Annotated in this window: 15 protein-coding genes; 3 read left to right on the top strand and 12 right to left on the bottom strand. The window is 35.7% G+C overall.

Going from position 1 to position 14,140, the window contains the following annotated elements; genetic code table 11:
* Positions 1-339 precede the first annotated feature (339 nt).
* Both BM257_RS13960 and BM257_RS13965 read right to left on the bottom strand, forming a co-directional pair.
* Positions 340-1,764, bottom strand: a complete 1,425-nt coding sequence (locus tag BM257_RS13960) for a hypothetical protein (protein ID WP_092073943.1) — start codon at positions 1,762-1,764, stop codon at positions 340-342.
* A 503-nt stretch (positions 1,765-2,267) separates the two neighbouring features.
* Positions 2,268-2,924, bottom strand: a complete 657-nt coding sequence (locus BM257_RS13965) for a recombinase family protein (RefSeq protein ID WP_092073945.1) — start codon at positions 2,922-2,924, stop codon at positions 2,268-2,270.
* Positions 2,925-3,526: 602 nt separating this feature from the next.
* Here BM257_RS13965 and BM257_RS13970 point away from each other — a divergent pair.
* Together BM257_RS13970 and BM257_RS13975 are read left to right on the top strand one after the other, a co-directional pair.
* The gene (locus tag BM257_RS13970) at positions 3,527-4,075 is read left to right on the top strand and encodes a leucine-rich repeat domain-containing protein (protein ID WP_092073947.1); all 549 of its coding nucleotides are present in this window, start codon (positions 3,527-3,529) and stop codon (positions 4,073-4,075) included.
* Between the two features lie 201 nt (positions 4,076-4,276).
* Positions 4,277-4,792, top strand: a complete 516-nt coding sequence (locus BM257_RS13975) for a leucine-rich repeat domain-containing protein (protein ID WP_092073949.1) — start codon at positions 4,277-4,279, stop codon at positions 4,790-4,792.
* 267 nt (positions 4,793-5,059) lie between these two features.
* On the opposite strand, the gene BM257_RS13980 is transcribed toward BM257_RS13975, so the two are convergent.
* From BM257_RS13980 to BM257_RS14015, 9 genes are all read right to left on the bottom strand, one after another.
* Positions 5,060-5,344: a MerR family transcriptional regulator gene (locus BM257_RS13980; RefSeq protein ID WP_092073951.1), complete on the bottom strand. Its 285-nt coding sequence runs from the start codon at positions 5,342-5,344 to the stop codon at positions 5,060-5,062.
* Between the two features lie 85 nt (positions 5,345-5,429).
* Entirely contained in the window at positions 5,430-6,230 is an 801-nt protein-coding gene (locus tag BM257_RS13985; RefSeq protein WP_092073953.1) for a hypothetical protein, read from the bottom strand.
* A gap of 193 nt (positions 6,231-6,423) precedes the next feature.
* Positions 6,424-7,734 (bottom strand): site-specific integrase, encoded by a 1,311-nt coding sequence (locus tag BM257_RS13990; protein WP_092073955.1) that lies wholly within the window; start codon positions 7,732-7,734, stop codon positions 6,424-6,426.
* Between the two features lie 432 nt (positions 7,735-8,166).
* Complete coding sequence (locus BM257_RS13995; RefSeq protein ID WP_092073957.1) at positions 8,167-9,258, bottom strand: HigA family addiction module antitoxin; 1,092 nt, start codon at positions 9,256-9,258, stop codon at positions 8,167-8,169.
* Positions 9,242-9,565, bottom strand: a complete 324-nt coding sequence (locus tag BM257_RS14000) for a hypothetical protein (protein WP_092073959.1) — start codon at positions 9,563-9,565, stop codon at positions 9,242-9,244. Before BM257_RS14000 ends, BM257_RS13995 begins: the two co-directional genes overlap by 17 nt.
* A 305-nt stretch (positions 9,566-9,870) precedes the next feature.
* Entirely contained in the window at positions 9,871-10,035 is a 165-nt protein-coding gene (locus BM257_RS14990) for a hypothetical protein (RefSeq protein WP_177216138.1), read from the bottom strand.
* Between the two features lie 126 nt (positions 10,036-10,161).
* The gene (locus BM257_RS14005) at positions 10,162-10,458 is read right to left on the bottom strand and encodes a helix-turn-helix domain-containing protein (protein WP_092073961.1); all 297 of its coding nucleotides are present in this window, start codon (positions 10,456-10,458) and stop codon (positions 10,162-10,164) included.
* Positions 10,459-10,522: 64 nt separating this feature from the next.
* Positions 10,523-10,807 (bottom strand): helix-turn-helix domain-containing protein, encoded by a 285-nt coding sequence (locus BM257_RS14010; RefSeq protein ID WP_092073962.1) that lies wholly within the window; start codon positions 10,805-10,807, stop codon positions 10,523-10,525.
* 882 nt (positions 10,808-11,689) lie between these two features.
* Positions 11,690-12,955 carry a hypothetical protein gene (locus tag BM257_RS14015; RefSeq protein WP_092073964.1) on the bottom strand — a complete coding sequence of 422 codons (1,266 nt, stop codon included), beginning with the start codon at positions 12,953-12,955 and terminating at the stop codon, positions 11,690-11,692.
* Between the two features lie 356 nt (positions 12,956-13,311).
* Between BM257_RS14015 and BM257_RS14020 the strand changes: the two genes are divergently transcribed.
* Positions 13,312-13,806: a hypothetical protein gene (locus BM257_RS14020; protein ID WP_143096876.1), complete on the top strand. Its 495-nt coding sequence runs from the start codon at positions 13,312-13,314 to the stop codon at positions 13,804-13,806.
* Here the strand turns inward: BM257_RS14020 and BM257_RS14025 are convergent.
* Positions 13,803-14,140, bottom strand: a 338-nt coding sequence (locus BM257_RS14025) for a transposase (protein ID WP_143096762.1), incomplete at its 5' end; no start/stop codon positions are given. The genes BM257_RS14020 and BM257_RS14025 overlap by 4 nt on opposite strands.

The raw sequence follows: 14,140 nt of genomic DNA on the forward strand, positions 1-14,140 counted from the left end.
GGACTCCCTTGTAAATTGAATAAGGAGAATAATTGCCCCACTTGGTTGTATATCGTTAAACGCATATACAAGCACAAGAAGAGCGTTATTCCTACTTTATTCCGATTTACATTTTTTGTGAAGTGTCCAAGTTCACATCAACGGAATCAAGCGAAATGCGCTTTCTCAATATGTCTGCAATTCATTATGAACTGCGGTACAAAGGTACGGCTTTTTCTTTAAGAAAGGCTGTTGAGCAATAAATAATTAACAAATAATAATAGATACTCATAGGAAATAACTATCAAATACTCAATAGAGTACCAAAATCATTTTAAAGATAACAGACAATTATCTCAATCAGTTCAAACCATTTTCTGAATACAGACACTTTTCTTCCATCAACTTCTTATTGAGTAATTCAGAAACTTTGTTTTTACCAATCTTGAACCCCATCGCTTTTAACCTCTTCAAGTTCTCGTTTCTTGAAAGAGATGTGTCTATCTTATCATATATTTCATCATAATCCTTATCGGTATTACGGGCCGTCACCTGACCTTTATTTTTGCGCTCTCTGTATAGAGTCATCCTACTTCTTTCCTCTCCAAGCTCCGCTTTCACAAGTGACAATTTGTGCATATAGTCACCAATCCCGTTATAAGTTCCACGTTTGAGTATAATACCACATTTAGGAGCTTTTGATTTTGCAGTCTGAATTATTTTACTATCTTCATAGATGGTCGCTTCATAAGCCATATTAGTAAGTCTTACAAGGTCATTGATGGTAATATCGTCATGCTCTACAAAACGGTTATAGTCACAAACCATATTAACAAATAAAGCATTAATGTCTATATCTTTCTTTATGTAACGTCTCAATAAAGCCTGTTTGTATAAGAAATTTTTGCGGCCTCCGCCATCCTTCAATTTCTTAACAAGATATGTTGTTCTTATATAATCTTTGTCTATGAATTGGTACAAGCCATCAATCCATTCAGGTTTTTCTGTCCTATTAATGCAACAATTGCCATGCCTATATAAAAACTCCTTATAACTTAAGTATCTTGCATCGTTAATGATGCTCTCGTCAATTAAGTGGTTCTGTGTATCATTATTACTACTACGTATGGAGTGATTTTTATTAGTATCTTTGTTACAGAGAGCCACCTTGCTCTTATTATCTGATTGGGTATTGGAAATAGCCTGTAGTTGTTCCTCAGACAAGAAAGAAGAGAAAGAGAAAACCTTGTTATACAGCTTGCTATTAAAATACTCTCCTGCCTTATTTGTACCATGCATCATCTGACAAGCCGACCTACCACAATTATCAGTAATCTCAATACCCAATCTTAGAGCTATTGCATTATACAGAGCAGCATACAGTTCAAAAGAATATATAGGCTCATCAAAAACATACAACAGTCTATACCTGTTACCAAGATACTCGCCTTTCTCGTCATACTGTCTATGTCTGAAAGTTGTGTACATCATTGTAGGTTGAACAGGAATAACAACAACCTTAATCTCATCCCAACAATACAGAATATCATCAAGGTCAACAGAAACAATGTTTGTCTGCTTAAATCTACCCTTTTTATCAAACCCCTTGTAGATTTGATATTCACCTTCAATGCCAAAACAACACTGTATTGAATGTCCGCTTATTATTAGTTCATAAAGGGCATTAACATCAATGTCCTGCTCTATGAATTTCATTTTAGAGTAATCCCCTTTTGTTTTGTTAGGCTTTCTTCCAAACCCTTCAACACTTGTACTCACGTACATAATTAATTAGATTGTCCATCCCATTATTTTATAAGAAGAGCGAAACAAACTCTTCCTCCATCCTTATTATTAGAACCTTTTCGTTTGAAAAGGTCTCGGAGGTAATAATACGGATGGAAGAAAGAACCTCCAAGACCTATAAAATAGTTTCTACTATAAATATACAAAAGTATTTTTTTATATCAATGCCCCCCGATACTTTTTTTTATTTTTTCTATCTCAGAAACCTCTCCCTGAGCTTTTTTACATGAAATATGGATTGGGAATATGGTTCTGCCCCATACTATCGGAATTATACGGTTGATCGGTCGGCCATATCATACATAAAAATCGCATAGATAAAGCCACGCCTGTATTTCAGGAACATTAATTATAATATAATTTTTAATCTGACATGGCCAAACGTTTCTCTATGTTTTTTCCGACCGGAGCAAAAAAAAGTACACATCCTCAGATGGTACTCTCACTATAATTTGATTAAATGAAAGAATTATGTCATTTAATCAATTGAAAAACTCCTTTTTTACTCTCTTAATTGTAGAAATTGAACATTTAACACCTTTAGCCTTACATATTGCAAGTGTATTTGCGACACTGTAGCCTTTCTTCAAGCACTTGATTACCTCTTTATATTGTTCCTTCATCTGTTCAGGAGTTTTTACGCTCCCAACCTTGCGCCCCATCTTAACACCTCGCTCAATGGCGAGTTTACGGCCACTATTTAGCCTAAACTTAATATTCTCTCTTTCTTTCTCGGCACAGAACCCAAGGCAACTGATATAGATAGCCATTATGCTATCAACCTCACCCTTGTCATTCAGGATGTGCAAATTCTCTTTCTGAAAGAACACATTGATGTGCCTATCAACGCAATACTTCACAGCCTCCAACACCTCCCATATAGCCCTACCAAAACGGCTTAACTCTGAGCAGAGAATGATGTCAATGCTGTTGGTCTGAGCATATTCAAGGCAAGCAGTTAATACTTCTCTCTCAGCATTCTTCTTTGCGCCCGAAATCTTCTCGTTAAACACCTCTACTACCTCAATTCCATTAGCAGCAGCATAATTCTTTAAATCTGAAATCTGACGGTCATTGTTTTGTCTGTCAGTAACAGAACTTGTACGGGTGTATATAACACCTATACTTTTTTTCTTCATCCCGATGTATAACCCCATAGACCTGAACCAATTTAGAACATTATCTTTTCTCCTGCAAAGATACAAAAATTAAATAACATAACCAAATAAATCAAAGAATTTTTTGAAACTATTTATGATGGCTCAAACAACTTGTTTATAGATTTATTTGAACCACATTTCAATATGGCCTAATTAGAAAATCGGAAGTACCCCTCCCTATGTATGACCTATGCCTTTAGAGGTTCCCTTCCTCCCATATTACCCTCACCCCCTACCCCTCAAAAATATAATGGTCAAATCCTCATAAAAAGTCTATCCCATATTTTCATTATTTGGAGGACATCATCTGCCTGGAACCACATGAGCTAAATAAATCGGGGATAATATAATTATTCCTCTGAATCGGCCAAACAAAACCTTATTAATTTTCGGGAATCCCTTATTTTTTCAACATTCCTGAAATTCCTGTCTGAGAACAGTGAAGGCAGATTATATTAACTGCTCATAATATAATTAAATTCTTGAAATGGCCAAACTTTTAACAAGAAAAGATGCCGATTTCTTTTCCTTTTAACTATTTATAATTGGTAAGGCAATTATACCTGCTACCATAATATAAGATGCTTAGAAACAGTTATAACCTATTGCAATATGATGATTTAGAAAAATGCTTGGAAGTAATCTATACTACCACTGACGGAGCAATCGTTAGTCCACGTCTGCCTGAAAGAGATTACAACAACAAGATTGTCATGAACGCCTACTGTAATGGTGTTGGCAAATTGATTTTCGCAAAAGAGATAACAAGCATTCCTGCATGGTTTTTGTCAGAGTGCGACAATCTTAAATCAATTGTCCTACCTCCAACCTGTAAAGTAATCCATGACCATGCTTTTTTCAACTGTCGGAATTTGGAGAGCGTAAAACTCGGAGGCGTAAGAGTTGTCAAAGAATACGCATTCGCAGGAACAGGACTAAAAAAGATAAAGATACCCCCTACCTGTCTTTACCTTTCATCTTTTGCCTTTTACCACTCAACGCTACAGGTGGTAAAATTAAAGAACCCAACGGCTGCATACCGTTACTTTGATGCTTATGCATTCGGTAAATTAGTAAAAATGCAAGGGATTAGTAAATATGATGATTTCAGTCAAACAGCATTCGGTTAAGATAAATATATGGGAAAAAGAGTAAACAGAAAAGTCAGTGAGATAACACGGCGTAAAATATCGTTAAGTCTAAAGGATTATTACCGTAATCGGTGGTCAAAGGCTGCAAAAGAGCAACGCAGCTTAAAACTTAGTAACAGCCTTAAAGAATATTGGAAGACCATCCCCCAAATATGATAGAAAGATTAGACCCAAACTGCAATGAGTAACATTTTACATTATACATCAACCAACGGAAAAATTGTTCCTATTGGTAACAACTGTGGAGAAATCGGCAATAAGATAATATTACATACATACAGGGAAGGTGTTGGAACCATTGTTTTCAGAGATGAGTTACAGATAATCCCTGTAGGCTATTTCAAGGGTGCAGAGAATCTTGAAACTATCACTATTCCTAAATCAGTCGGAATGATTGAGAAGGGAGCATTTGAGGATTGTCATAACCTAAAGACGGTCAAACTTCAAGAAGGATTGCTTGCAATAGGTGAACGGGCATTCAGCAGGACAAATCTTGATAAGATTGTTATTCCCTCATCAGTGATAATAGTTGGCTCGTATGCGTTCAGCTATTGCTCCAAACTCGTAAAGGTAGATTTCCGTAAACCCAAATCCAACTGTCTTATTGGTTCACGCTGTTTCCATTCAAGCCCCACTGAAATAGAACATGCATGGTTTAACAATTGGTTTAGTCGTACCTCCTTTGATAGATTTTAAACACAGCAAAGTACGGGTCAAATAAATAGCATATAATTGTCACCCCTGCAGATGCGCTAAACAGCCATATACAGGGGCTTTTCAATATATAAACTCACTAATTAATTCGTATAAAATAGACTCATTTGTAGGGATGCAAACCAAGGATTATGTAAAATTCCCACTATTGCAGAATCATTAGAAAGGAGGCTTATTAGGTTTAACAGCTTCAATAGACTAAAAGCAACATTGCATCCTTATTACCAACTCATCATTAAAACATTTTACTTAGACACTAAATGCTTCAACATGAGATGATGCAAGAAATTTGTTTATATCGCTCTGTGAATACCAAAACTTATCTTTGACTTTGGAATAAGACAATAAACCATCATCCCGATATTCTTTGAGAAGTTTATCCTTTATACCAAGTAGTTCCTTTATTTCTGCATTCGTATATACTTGTTTGGTTGATCTGGAAGCAACAGCTTTCAAGTCCTCTCTCAATGCCTTTAGTTCCTCTTTTAGTGACATGAGGTCTTCCATTTGTATCAATACATAGTTATTCTCCATATTTTTATTTTTTGATGCAAAGATACAAACTAAAAACCGATGTTCTCAAAGTAGGTAAACATCGGTAAACATAACTTTATTCTTGCTACTTTAGATATTTCGTACGGAAATCATTTAGCTTCTTATTGTAACCAATGCTCTTTTTAAAACGTGAAGCAGTTGATTTCAATTTATCTGCATCAACCCCAAACGCCTTTTGAGTAACAGTCCATTCCGGGAATCCACGTGAGAGAATCAAGATAAGACATACCAAATCAATAATAGAGCCTTTCCACTGCATTTTATTCTTGGGTTCGTCATACCTTCTCTTTGATGAAAAGAAATATTGAAACTCATCAAAAGAATAGTCAAAATTAATTAAACCTCTTGTCGTTAATTTAACATATATGTCCTTAGCTTTATCAAGCGGTAAGCTAATGTTATAATAATAATTCTTCTTTGTTTCGTGTATCGCCAAAGTGAGCAAATAACCTCGTACTTCTTTCGCATAAGACATGATACTTTCTGCGAGATAAATATGTAATCCTATCTCTGTAGTCACCCATAACCTATAGTTTGCATTTTCCTCCCATGCCTCCCATATAATTTCATCAGTCAAATGCTCAAAATAAAAAGTCGGTTCCTTATTTGTTTGAATCCTTGCTATGTCCGAACGTAAAGAAGAAATAATCTCTTGTTCTTTATTTATAATTGCATCTAACTTCTGTATATATGTCTCAGGAATGAAGTCAGACATCCGCTTACGTATCAAAACATCAAAAAGAGAATCGTCTATTGATTCTTTAAAATACCTATCAAACAAATCGTCCATAGCCTCCTTAACTACCTCAATCCTCTGCTCATCAGACAAGGTAATCATCTCTATAAAATCGTCTAACGTTTTCATCTATATGACCAAATAACTTTTAAAAACACTCACAAAAGTAACGTTTTTAAACTGAAAGAAAGAATAACATCTTCAGATTTATCATTTTTTATATTCTATCGGATTAAGAAATAACATAATAATACCCATAAAACAATTTGTAGTCTTACGGGGGTTATTAACAACATGCACATCAAGCACGCCATTAAAGAATTCATGAAATCAAGTTGAAATTTAGTTTGGATTGCACCTCATGCTCTAAGGTATCAGGCATAAACTTGGCATAGACCTTTTCAGTCACTAAGACACTACTATGCGCCATCAAACGGCTTATTACATGAATATCAACACCTTTATTCAATGCCCACACAGCAAAGGTATGTCTTGCTACATGCATAGTCAGGTTAAACGGCAAGTTCATCTTGTCGCCTAATGTCCGTAAGCTTGTAATAATTGCCCTATTTTTATTAAGGCGTTTGCGTTTCCTCTCCTCTTTGTTCTGCAAGTCAAAGTCATCATCAAGTAGCCCAAAGACAAAGCGGTGTCCACCTGTTCTGATTTTCCATTGTTTCAAGATGTTAATTGCATTGTCATTCAAAGGTATTTCGTGATATTTGTCACCTTTAAATAGCACCTTACGTAAAGAATGCTTTGTAAAGTCAACACTTCGCCATTCAAGTGTAATAAGGTCAGAAATACGCAATCCACATGCATTAAGGGAAAAGAGGAACATATCCATAAAGTCGCGAGTACGTGGATATTTTACAATGTCACGTAAGCCTATAAACTCTTTCACCTGCTGCTCTGTCAGATAATGCACCTCATCCCCTTCATCTTCACCTAACTCTTTCTTAGTTGGTAAGTAGAGGTCACAAATCGCTTCTGCTATACTCGCATCAATCAGTTTATCTATTACAGCTCTCTTTGCAGCCTTCATTATCGGTGTAAGACACTTATTAATGGTACTATTGAGATTCCCCTGCTTTTGCCTCCAAAAGATATATTCCTTCACCATATCTACAGTCAATTCTGAAATGAAGATACTATCCTCACCATAATGCTCTGCTAAGAATTTTCTAAACTTGTTAAACCCACATAATGCATTATCACGCACACTAATACCTATCTTTCCCAACTTATAGCGTTCTTCAATAGTATCAGTTGCATAAGCAACAAAGTCTGTATCAGGCGATTTACCCATCGGCCGACCTTGTACAATAGCTCTTAGAGAGTCTATAGTCAATCGTTTGCTCTTCTGCATATAATCGTAGACTGCATTATCAAGAGATTGTTTCTTCCTTTGAATCTGATTAGTAAAACGTGCGTATTGTGGATGTTGCTTTGATATTTGTCGTTTGTCAGCATTCCAATACTTTTCTTCAATCCATACTCCTGTGTCTGTCTTAGCGTGTTTTGCACCAAGAACATAATCAAGATAGATTGCAAACCTGCCGTTCTTGTCGGCATTACGGTCAGTTCTCAAATAGAACTTACCTTCAATTTTTGGTGTTCTTTTACGTCCCATTTCAGTTAATTATTATTGTTAATACTCATATCTGCAATCGCGCTAATGCTCTGACGGGTGCAAAGATACTAACAATAAATAATGCCGCCATTGAGTAGTAAACATCGGTAAACATCAATCTATACTACCTTAAATCCTGCAAAAACAGTTACTATCCCATTTTTACGGATATGACATCACTATAACGTTGATTTTGGGGACAGCTATTACGCTATAAAATACAAAAAAAGAGGATGACAGAGATTCTCTTTGTCCCCATCATCCTCTTATTTTGCTTGCTTTTAAAAGCTTTTTAGTGCTGAAGATGCTTAATACTCGTCCTCGTTGAAATGTAGCGACGTAGTTGAAAACCAAGCAGTTGTACTACCCACTTCATTTATTGATCGTTGTATTTGGACGTAAAAGTCCGTAAATAGTCATACAGCATCATCGTTACATAATTCTTCGAGTCTTTTGAGGATCTGAGAATGCATATATCCCCGTCTCATATCCGACCCTGCCTAATGCAATCCATTTATTAATACCTTCCACTTCGGACCAAGCAGTAAATTTACGCTGTATGTCTCTTGCACTCATGCGTGCTTCTGGTGAACGTCTCCATACTGCAATTGGTATCAAGATATTATTTGCAAAAGTATCTGCCATACGCTCTTCTGGACTCTCTTTACTATAGTTCTCAACATTTAAGTGTGGCTCTTCTGGGCTTGTTTCAAGATGTCCAAGTTCGTGTAGAACATTAAATGCAAAACTGTCAATTCTGTTATAACGATTTGTTACAATAATACAAGGAATACCATCTTCTATATATGAATATCCATCAATTTTTGTATGCTCAACCTTTGTTTTGCATTCTACAAACTTGATTCCATATTCACTACAGAGTCTTGTCACTCTTTCAATTGTGTTTATATTCTCCGTAAAAACAGAATTCAACTTTTGAGCTAACTCATTATTTAAAGTCGGATTATATGTTCCAGAGACTTTAGTGTTTCGCGCTATATCTCTCGCTAATAGCACCCATGTATTAACCATTCTTTCATCAACATCACTTTTGTCGGATCTACGGAAATTGCCGTTAGCGAAAGCAACTTGCATCTCTGCTGCAGAATTAGACTTGCAATGAGACTTTATTCCTTCTAGTTGTCTTGTAAATGTAAGAGTTATAAGTCCAAATGCCTTTAAAAGTAAATGCAAATCAACAACCTTATTATATTCTTCAAGTTCATTTGCAGCCTTCTGTTCCTCAATTCCACGCTGGCGGATAGACTCCAAATCACATTCATATTGTGACTGAGCTGCCATCAATACCTTTGCAGGCAAACTAATGGCACTCTCAATCTTAACGGCAAGTTCTGCCGTCAATGCACGCTTTCCACCAAGCACTTCGCTCAAGTGAGATGCCTGAACGCCAAGCATCTTAGCGAATTCCTTCTGACTAATTCCGCGTTCTTCAAGTTCTGGCTTAATCATCATTCCTGGATGTACAGCCATGAACGGTACAGGATTCTCATTTCTTGTTGCCATAGTGAGTATTATCTAAACATAAAACTGTAATTCTGATTCCGCCATCAAACTCGCGGAAAAGTATCCGCTCCACCATTCCATTTATAACTCTGATGGAACTAAGGCCATTTGTTCCAGATAGTTGCTCATAGTGGAGGAAAGAGATAGAACGAAGGTCGCAGGCACAATCTACTGTTCGTAAGTAAGTATAAGCAGTGGCGAGGGCTTTCATAAACTTTGCGTTTCGAGTATACTTCTTGTATTTGCTATTGCGACCCGTAGTTATCAATTCTTCTAAATCCTTATCATCGAAGACTATTGTCATCATAATCTTTCATAATTTGGGCGCAAAGGTATAAAATAATTCCCAAATTCGGGAATTATTTGCCACTTTTCTTTTCTTTCTTGACATTTTTTATATTGTGTGGGAGCACAAGAGAATTATTTTTATAGCATTATACTTCCTCATCATAAAAGATGATACTCATCTTCTTTACAATCCTTGGAGGATAAAAAAGGAAAAGCGGCCAGACATGTATGTTGTAACATAATCTAGCCGTGATATACATCTTCCTTAATAAAATATGTCTTCTATACTTTAGAAAAGACTCTCAGAAACTGGAGACTCGTCTATTATCTCTTTTTATTGTTTCTGTATTTGACTTTTGCATACTCCAATGCTTTCACATAAGTTGAGAAACCATATCCTTGCGCATCGTCCAAAATGAAATTCATATCAGCATTCATGATAATAAAACGATTATTATACGCTGGACTTATATCAATTTTTACTTTCATATTTCCAATATTTTTTTCTTTTTATACTATAAAAAACAGGCTTTTGTCTATGGTTGTGAGATGCTAAAACGTAGCAACCACTCTTTTAGATAATGCCATTTCCCCAATATAAAAAGCCTTTGCTGTTTATTTAGCAAAGGCTTCATGTCTGTTTCTGTTTAAGAAGTCCTTAATATCTCCTTGACTATACCAAAACTTATCACCGACTACTATATAGCCAAGAAGTCCCCGATCACGATACTTGCGAATGATTTTGTCATCCACGCCTAACAACTCTCGAACCTCTTTATTATTATAATAATCTGGAGCAGGTTGATGACTCTGCTCATACACACGAATTTTCTGAGAGAGTGCAGCAACTCTACTACAAACACTCTCCCACACATCTTTCTCAATCATTAAATATTCTTTATTATCTCTCATATTTTTAAAATTGTTTGCTATTATATGAGAGAATTCTGTTTTTGTCTATCTTTTGCTTAAAAAATCATGCAAATGGTTTGCGATGATACTTAGCCATGAACTCATCTATATCATTTTGTGTATACCAATAGTGGTCTCCTACTTTTGTATATGACAGTTTTCCATCATAGCGGTACCGCCTCAATAGTTTTTCATTTACTCCAAGCACAGAATTAATCTCTGTCTTATTATACACTTTTATTTCACCAGGAGCAGAGACTTTTTCAAGACAAGTCTCAATAGTATCCAGCTCACCCAAAAGCGTATTCATTTCTACGCTTTCCACTTTTTTATAATACTTCTTCACCATATAATCAACTATTCTTTTTCAGATTATATGCGAGTTTCCCCCTTTTGTTTGTAACATGACCCAACAGCTAATCTAAATTATTATGGCAATGTCCGCTTTCCGATTGATTATATATCTCTTCTATTCTGTCTGCATGTTCCTTGCAATAAATTGGCAATAACCGGCCGTGAGACTCTATATAACAAATAGGACATACCGAACGCTTATAAGCAAGCTATAGTTTTCTTGTACCCCCCATCTGTTCTATAGCTTCTGAGTCGTTGAAAACTTCAAGTAACCCCCAAACTGGGGTAGCAATAATACCTGCAGTATCCATGAAGACAGATAATAACTATATCAAGACTTCTTTGCTGTTTGTTTCTGTTCCTATTGAGCAACACCCATATTCGACCATTATACCCGTTGTATATTCTCTAAGAGTCAGACACTTGAAATATCGAGGTCGTTCAAAAACAATAATATAGTCATCAAAGGACAACTATCCGTTAAACCTTATAATCCTTCTTTTAAACGCATCAAATAGCATATCACTTACAGGCAAAGTCCCTTCCTGATATTTGATTAGCGAGTCTATCAGCACCCTTATTTTAGAGATAACGAGCTCATTCCCGTGCTCTAAATACATTATCGACTTCTTTAGTTCGTCCATATCATTTCTTTGATTTTAAGTATTTATCCCCGGTTCCGGACCACTACCGAAACCGGGGATGCATATCAATGAGTCCCTTTGGAATCAATACCATTAATCCTACAATATTTGTATAACTTATTTCCAGAGACTTTTATTCCTTGCGATATGGCATTTTGCAGGTTGGCTTTTACCGATATTGCAGGATTATACCAGGTCTCTATAGGCTTATTATGTGGATTACTATCTATGCCCTAATCTTTGCAAAACCTTCTGAGTGTTGATATACATACTTTGATGTCATTCTGCTTGGCATACTCATAATTCTCAGATATAGTCTTATTTAAGTCATACCACTCACCGATACTTTGGTAATTCAAGTCTTTCTGAATTATACGTGCATAACTTTTTCTCTTCAAATTGTGTTCAATACAATACTCTTTGCTGGTCGTAAACTTCCCATGCTTTGTCGGTTCTAGATCATCCAAGTCGCTCAAAGGTAAATCCAAGACATACTTAGCTTTCTCTATCAGCACCTTATTTGTAAGTACTTCATCTCTGTTGTCATAGTATCGCATTCTACGATAGACAAGATTATAGAGCAACTTTTCGAATGTTATATCAGGCTCAATCTTCCGAATAAGACAGGCATCAACAAACAATCTTTTACGCCTACCCTCTCCATCCTTAAACTTACTGATACGCGCTTGCTTATTAGTCCAAACAATTCTATTAAAGACTTTCATGAAGGTATCTGGAATCAAACAGTAACCATCTTCATTATAGTCTAACTTTGTTTGTTCAACAATACCTAAACGAACATATTTTGCTAGGAACACAGGTAATTCAAGTCTATTGAGATCAGTAATAATCGTATTATTGATAATATTATTAATACTATTATTACTATTGGATTCTTTTTTACAATTTAGTTCTTTAGAATTATATTTTTTTCTCTCTCTACAATATAATTGTAAAGAACTTTTTTGTGCAAAATCTGAAACATCATAGACCCTGTTAGACAAATAGTACTCCATGTCTGGTAGAGAGTTTCCGTTCATCAATTGAGCTAATACACGGCCACAGTCATCTTTTGTTTTTTCCAACCCTACATATGAACATATGATCCTATACAATGGCTCATATATTTGAGCATCAATCTGCTCCGAGAAGCAATAAATAAGCCTATACGAGTATAACCCATTCTTTTTGTTGGAGAATGTCGTATAAGCAAGAGTTGGCTTCATGTACGGTTTATTAAGGTAATCAGCAAGTGAAACCTTACTGTCATCAACATCAATGTTGACGAAATAGGTATACAAGAAGTCTGCATTGGAACGATGATTATTCTTGTACACATGACAGTAAGAGTATCCCAATCTGATATACTCCATAAACTTACTTGGATTGACCACAACTTTGTGGAACTTCATGCCTTTATAGTCTTCTCTATTCGGCTTGGCGCTATACGCCTTCTCTGAGATACTAATCTCAAATCCATAATAATAATTTTCTATCATATTTTTTGATCAATTTTAATTTTATAATTATAGCACAAATCTATTCAATTGCCTGATAATTGTGCCGTATGTCATATTTGTCTTTCTTTATGTAATTAACCTGAAAGACTTGATTGAGATTTGTAGAGTTAAGTCTCAGACTTAAGACACAATAATATCCCTGGGGGAAATAAAAATTTTAAAAATTTTAAAATTACACAAAATATTGATTTTTAGATATTTACAAATACTATCAGTTAGAATTGCCAACCAAAAACCTGATTATTTACTGCAAAATCTAAACTTTTTTTTCAAAGTATCATATAACAGAGCAGATAATAAAATAAAATGAAATGATAATTATAAAAAAAAAAATTATGAGAAAAATTAAAATTAAAAATGGGGTAAAAGAGAGTAGATTGTTTGGATTCAAAAAAGGTAATGTAATCCTCACCACAAAAAGTATGCTCTTCAACGATCTGACCGTTACAGTCCGTGGTGGGAAAGTCCTGGTGTACAATATCAAGACTAAAAAGTTTCTTCGCCCACAGAAGTCCAATTATTACACAAAGACTTCCAAGACTTATCAGTTAATTTACGGAAATGATAGCACATCTAACAAAGAATGTGCTGCCAAGGAGACCATGCAGGACAGCAAAACGAAAGAGTCCACTAATACAAAAAAGCTAGGACTCAAAAAATCGACATACAAAAAAACTAATTCAAAAAGACAAACTATAACAAAACAAAAGGGTGAAGTACGCCCTAATAAAGATATTCAAAAGAACATCCAGGTACAAGTGTGCCAGGGGTTAGAGACATCCCCCTCGTTGCGTGTCTCACAATATATCCATATCATTAGTGTCCACTAAATAAAATTAAGAGTCAATTGACCATCATCAGCAACATACTCAGGTTCCTTGGTAAAAAGTTCCTTGATTGGAGTCTTATCCAACAGCGAAGCGCTCAAAATTCTCAACACTTCGTAGGTGCTCCTGTGCAGTTTGAGGTCGTGCTCAACGATAGCCACCATGCAATATGCGGTGATGGCAGAGTATATCTGGATTCTGACAGCAGTCTCTGTCGTACCCCAAAAGGACTTAATCTTAAGATGCTGCTTAATCCATTTAAAGAAGAGTTCTACACGCCAACGATATTTGTAGAGAAGAGCGACCTGCGTGGCAGGCATCTCCATATTGTTGGTCA

It is taken from the genome of Prevotella sp. tf2-5 (assembly GCF_900115435.1).
Classification (GTDB): Bacteria; Bacteroidota; Bacteroidia; order Bacteroidales; family Bacteroidaceae; genus Prevotella.

Excerpts from the sequence above, each read along its gene's own strand:
- BM257_RS13960 (WP_092073943.1), bottom strand. The coding sequence starts at position 1,764 with ATGTACGTGAGTACAAGTGTTGAAGGGTTTGGAAGAAAGCCTAACAAA.
- BM257_RS13965 (WP_092073945.1), bottom strand. The coding sequence starts at position 2,924 with ATGAAGAAAAAAAGTATAGGTGTTATATACACCCGTACAAGTTCTGTT.
- BM257_RS13970 (WP_092073947.1), top strand. The coding sequence starts at position 3,527 with ATGCTTAGAAACAGTTATAACCTATTGCAATATGATGATTTAGAAAAA.
- BM257_RS13975 (WP_092073949.1), top strand. The coding sequence starts at position 4,277 with ATGAGTAACATTTTACATTATACATCAACCAACGGAAAAATTGTTCCT.
- BM257_RS13980 (WP_092073951.1), bottom strand. The coding sequence starts at position 5,344 with ATGGAGAATAACTATGTATTGATACAAATGGAAGACCTCATGTCACTA.
- BM257_RS13985 (WP_092073953.1), bottom strand. The coding sequence starts at position 6,230 with ATGAAAACGTTAGACGATTTTATAGAGATGATTACCTTGTCTGATGAG.
- BM257_RS13990 (WP_092073955.1), bottom strand. The coding sequence starts at position 7,734 with ATGGGACGTAAAAGAACACCAAAAATTGAAGGTAAGTTCTATTTGAGA.
- BM257_RS13995 (WP_092073957.1), bottom strand. The coding sequence starts at position 9,258 with ATGGCAACAAGAAATGAGAATCCTGTACCGTTCATGGCTGTACATCCA.
- BM257_RS14000 (WP_092073959.1), bottom strand. The coding sequence starts at position 9,565 with ATGATGACAATAGTCTTCGATGATAAGGATTTAGAAGAATTGATAACT.
- BM257_RS14990 (WP_177216138.1), bottom strand. The coding sequence starts at position 10,035 with ATGAAAGTAAAAATTGATATAAGTCCAGCGTATAATAATCGTTTTATT.
- BM257_RS14005 (WP_092073961.1), bottom strand. The coding sequence starts at position 10,458 with ATGAGAGATAATAAAGAATATTTAATGATTGAGAAAGATGTGTGGGAG.
- BM257_RS14010 (WP_092073962.1), bottom strand. The coding sequence starts at position 10,807 with ATGGTGAAGAAGTATTATAAAAAAGTGGAAAGCGTAGAAATGAATACG.
- BM257_RS14015 (WP_092073964.1), bottom strand. The coding sequence starts at position 12,955 with ATGATAGAAAATTATTATTATGGATTTGAGATTAGTATCTCAGAGAAG.
- BM257_RS14020 (WP_143096876.1), top strand. The coding sequence starts at position 13,312 with ATGAGAAAAATTAAAATTAAAAATGGGGTAAAAGAGAGTAGATTGTTT.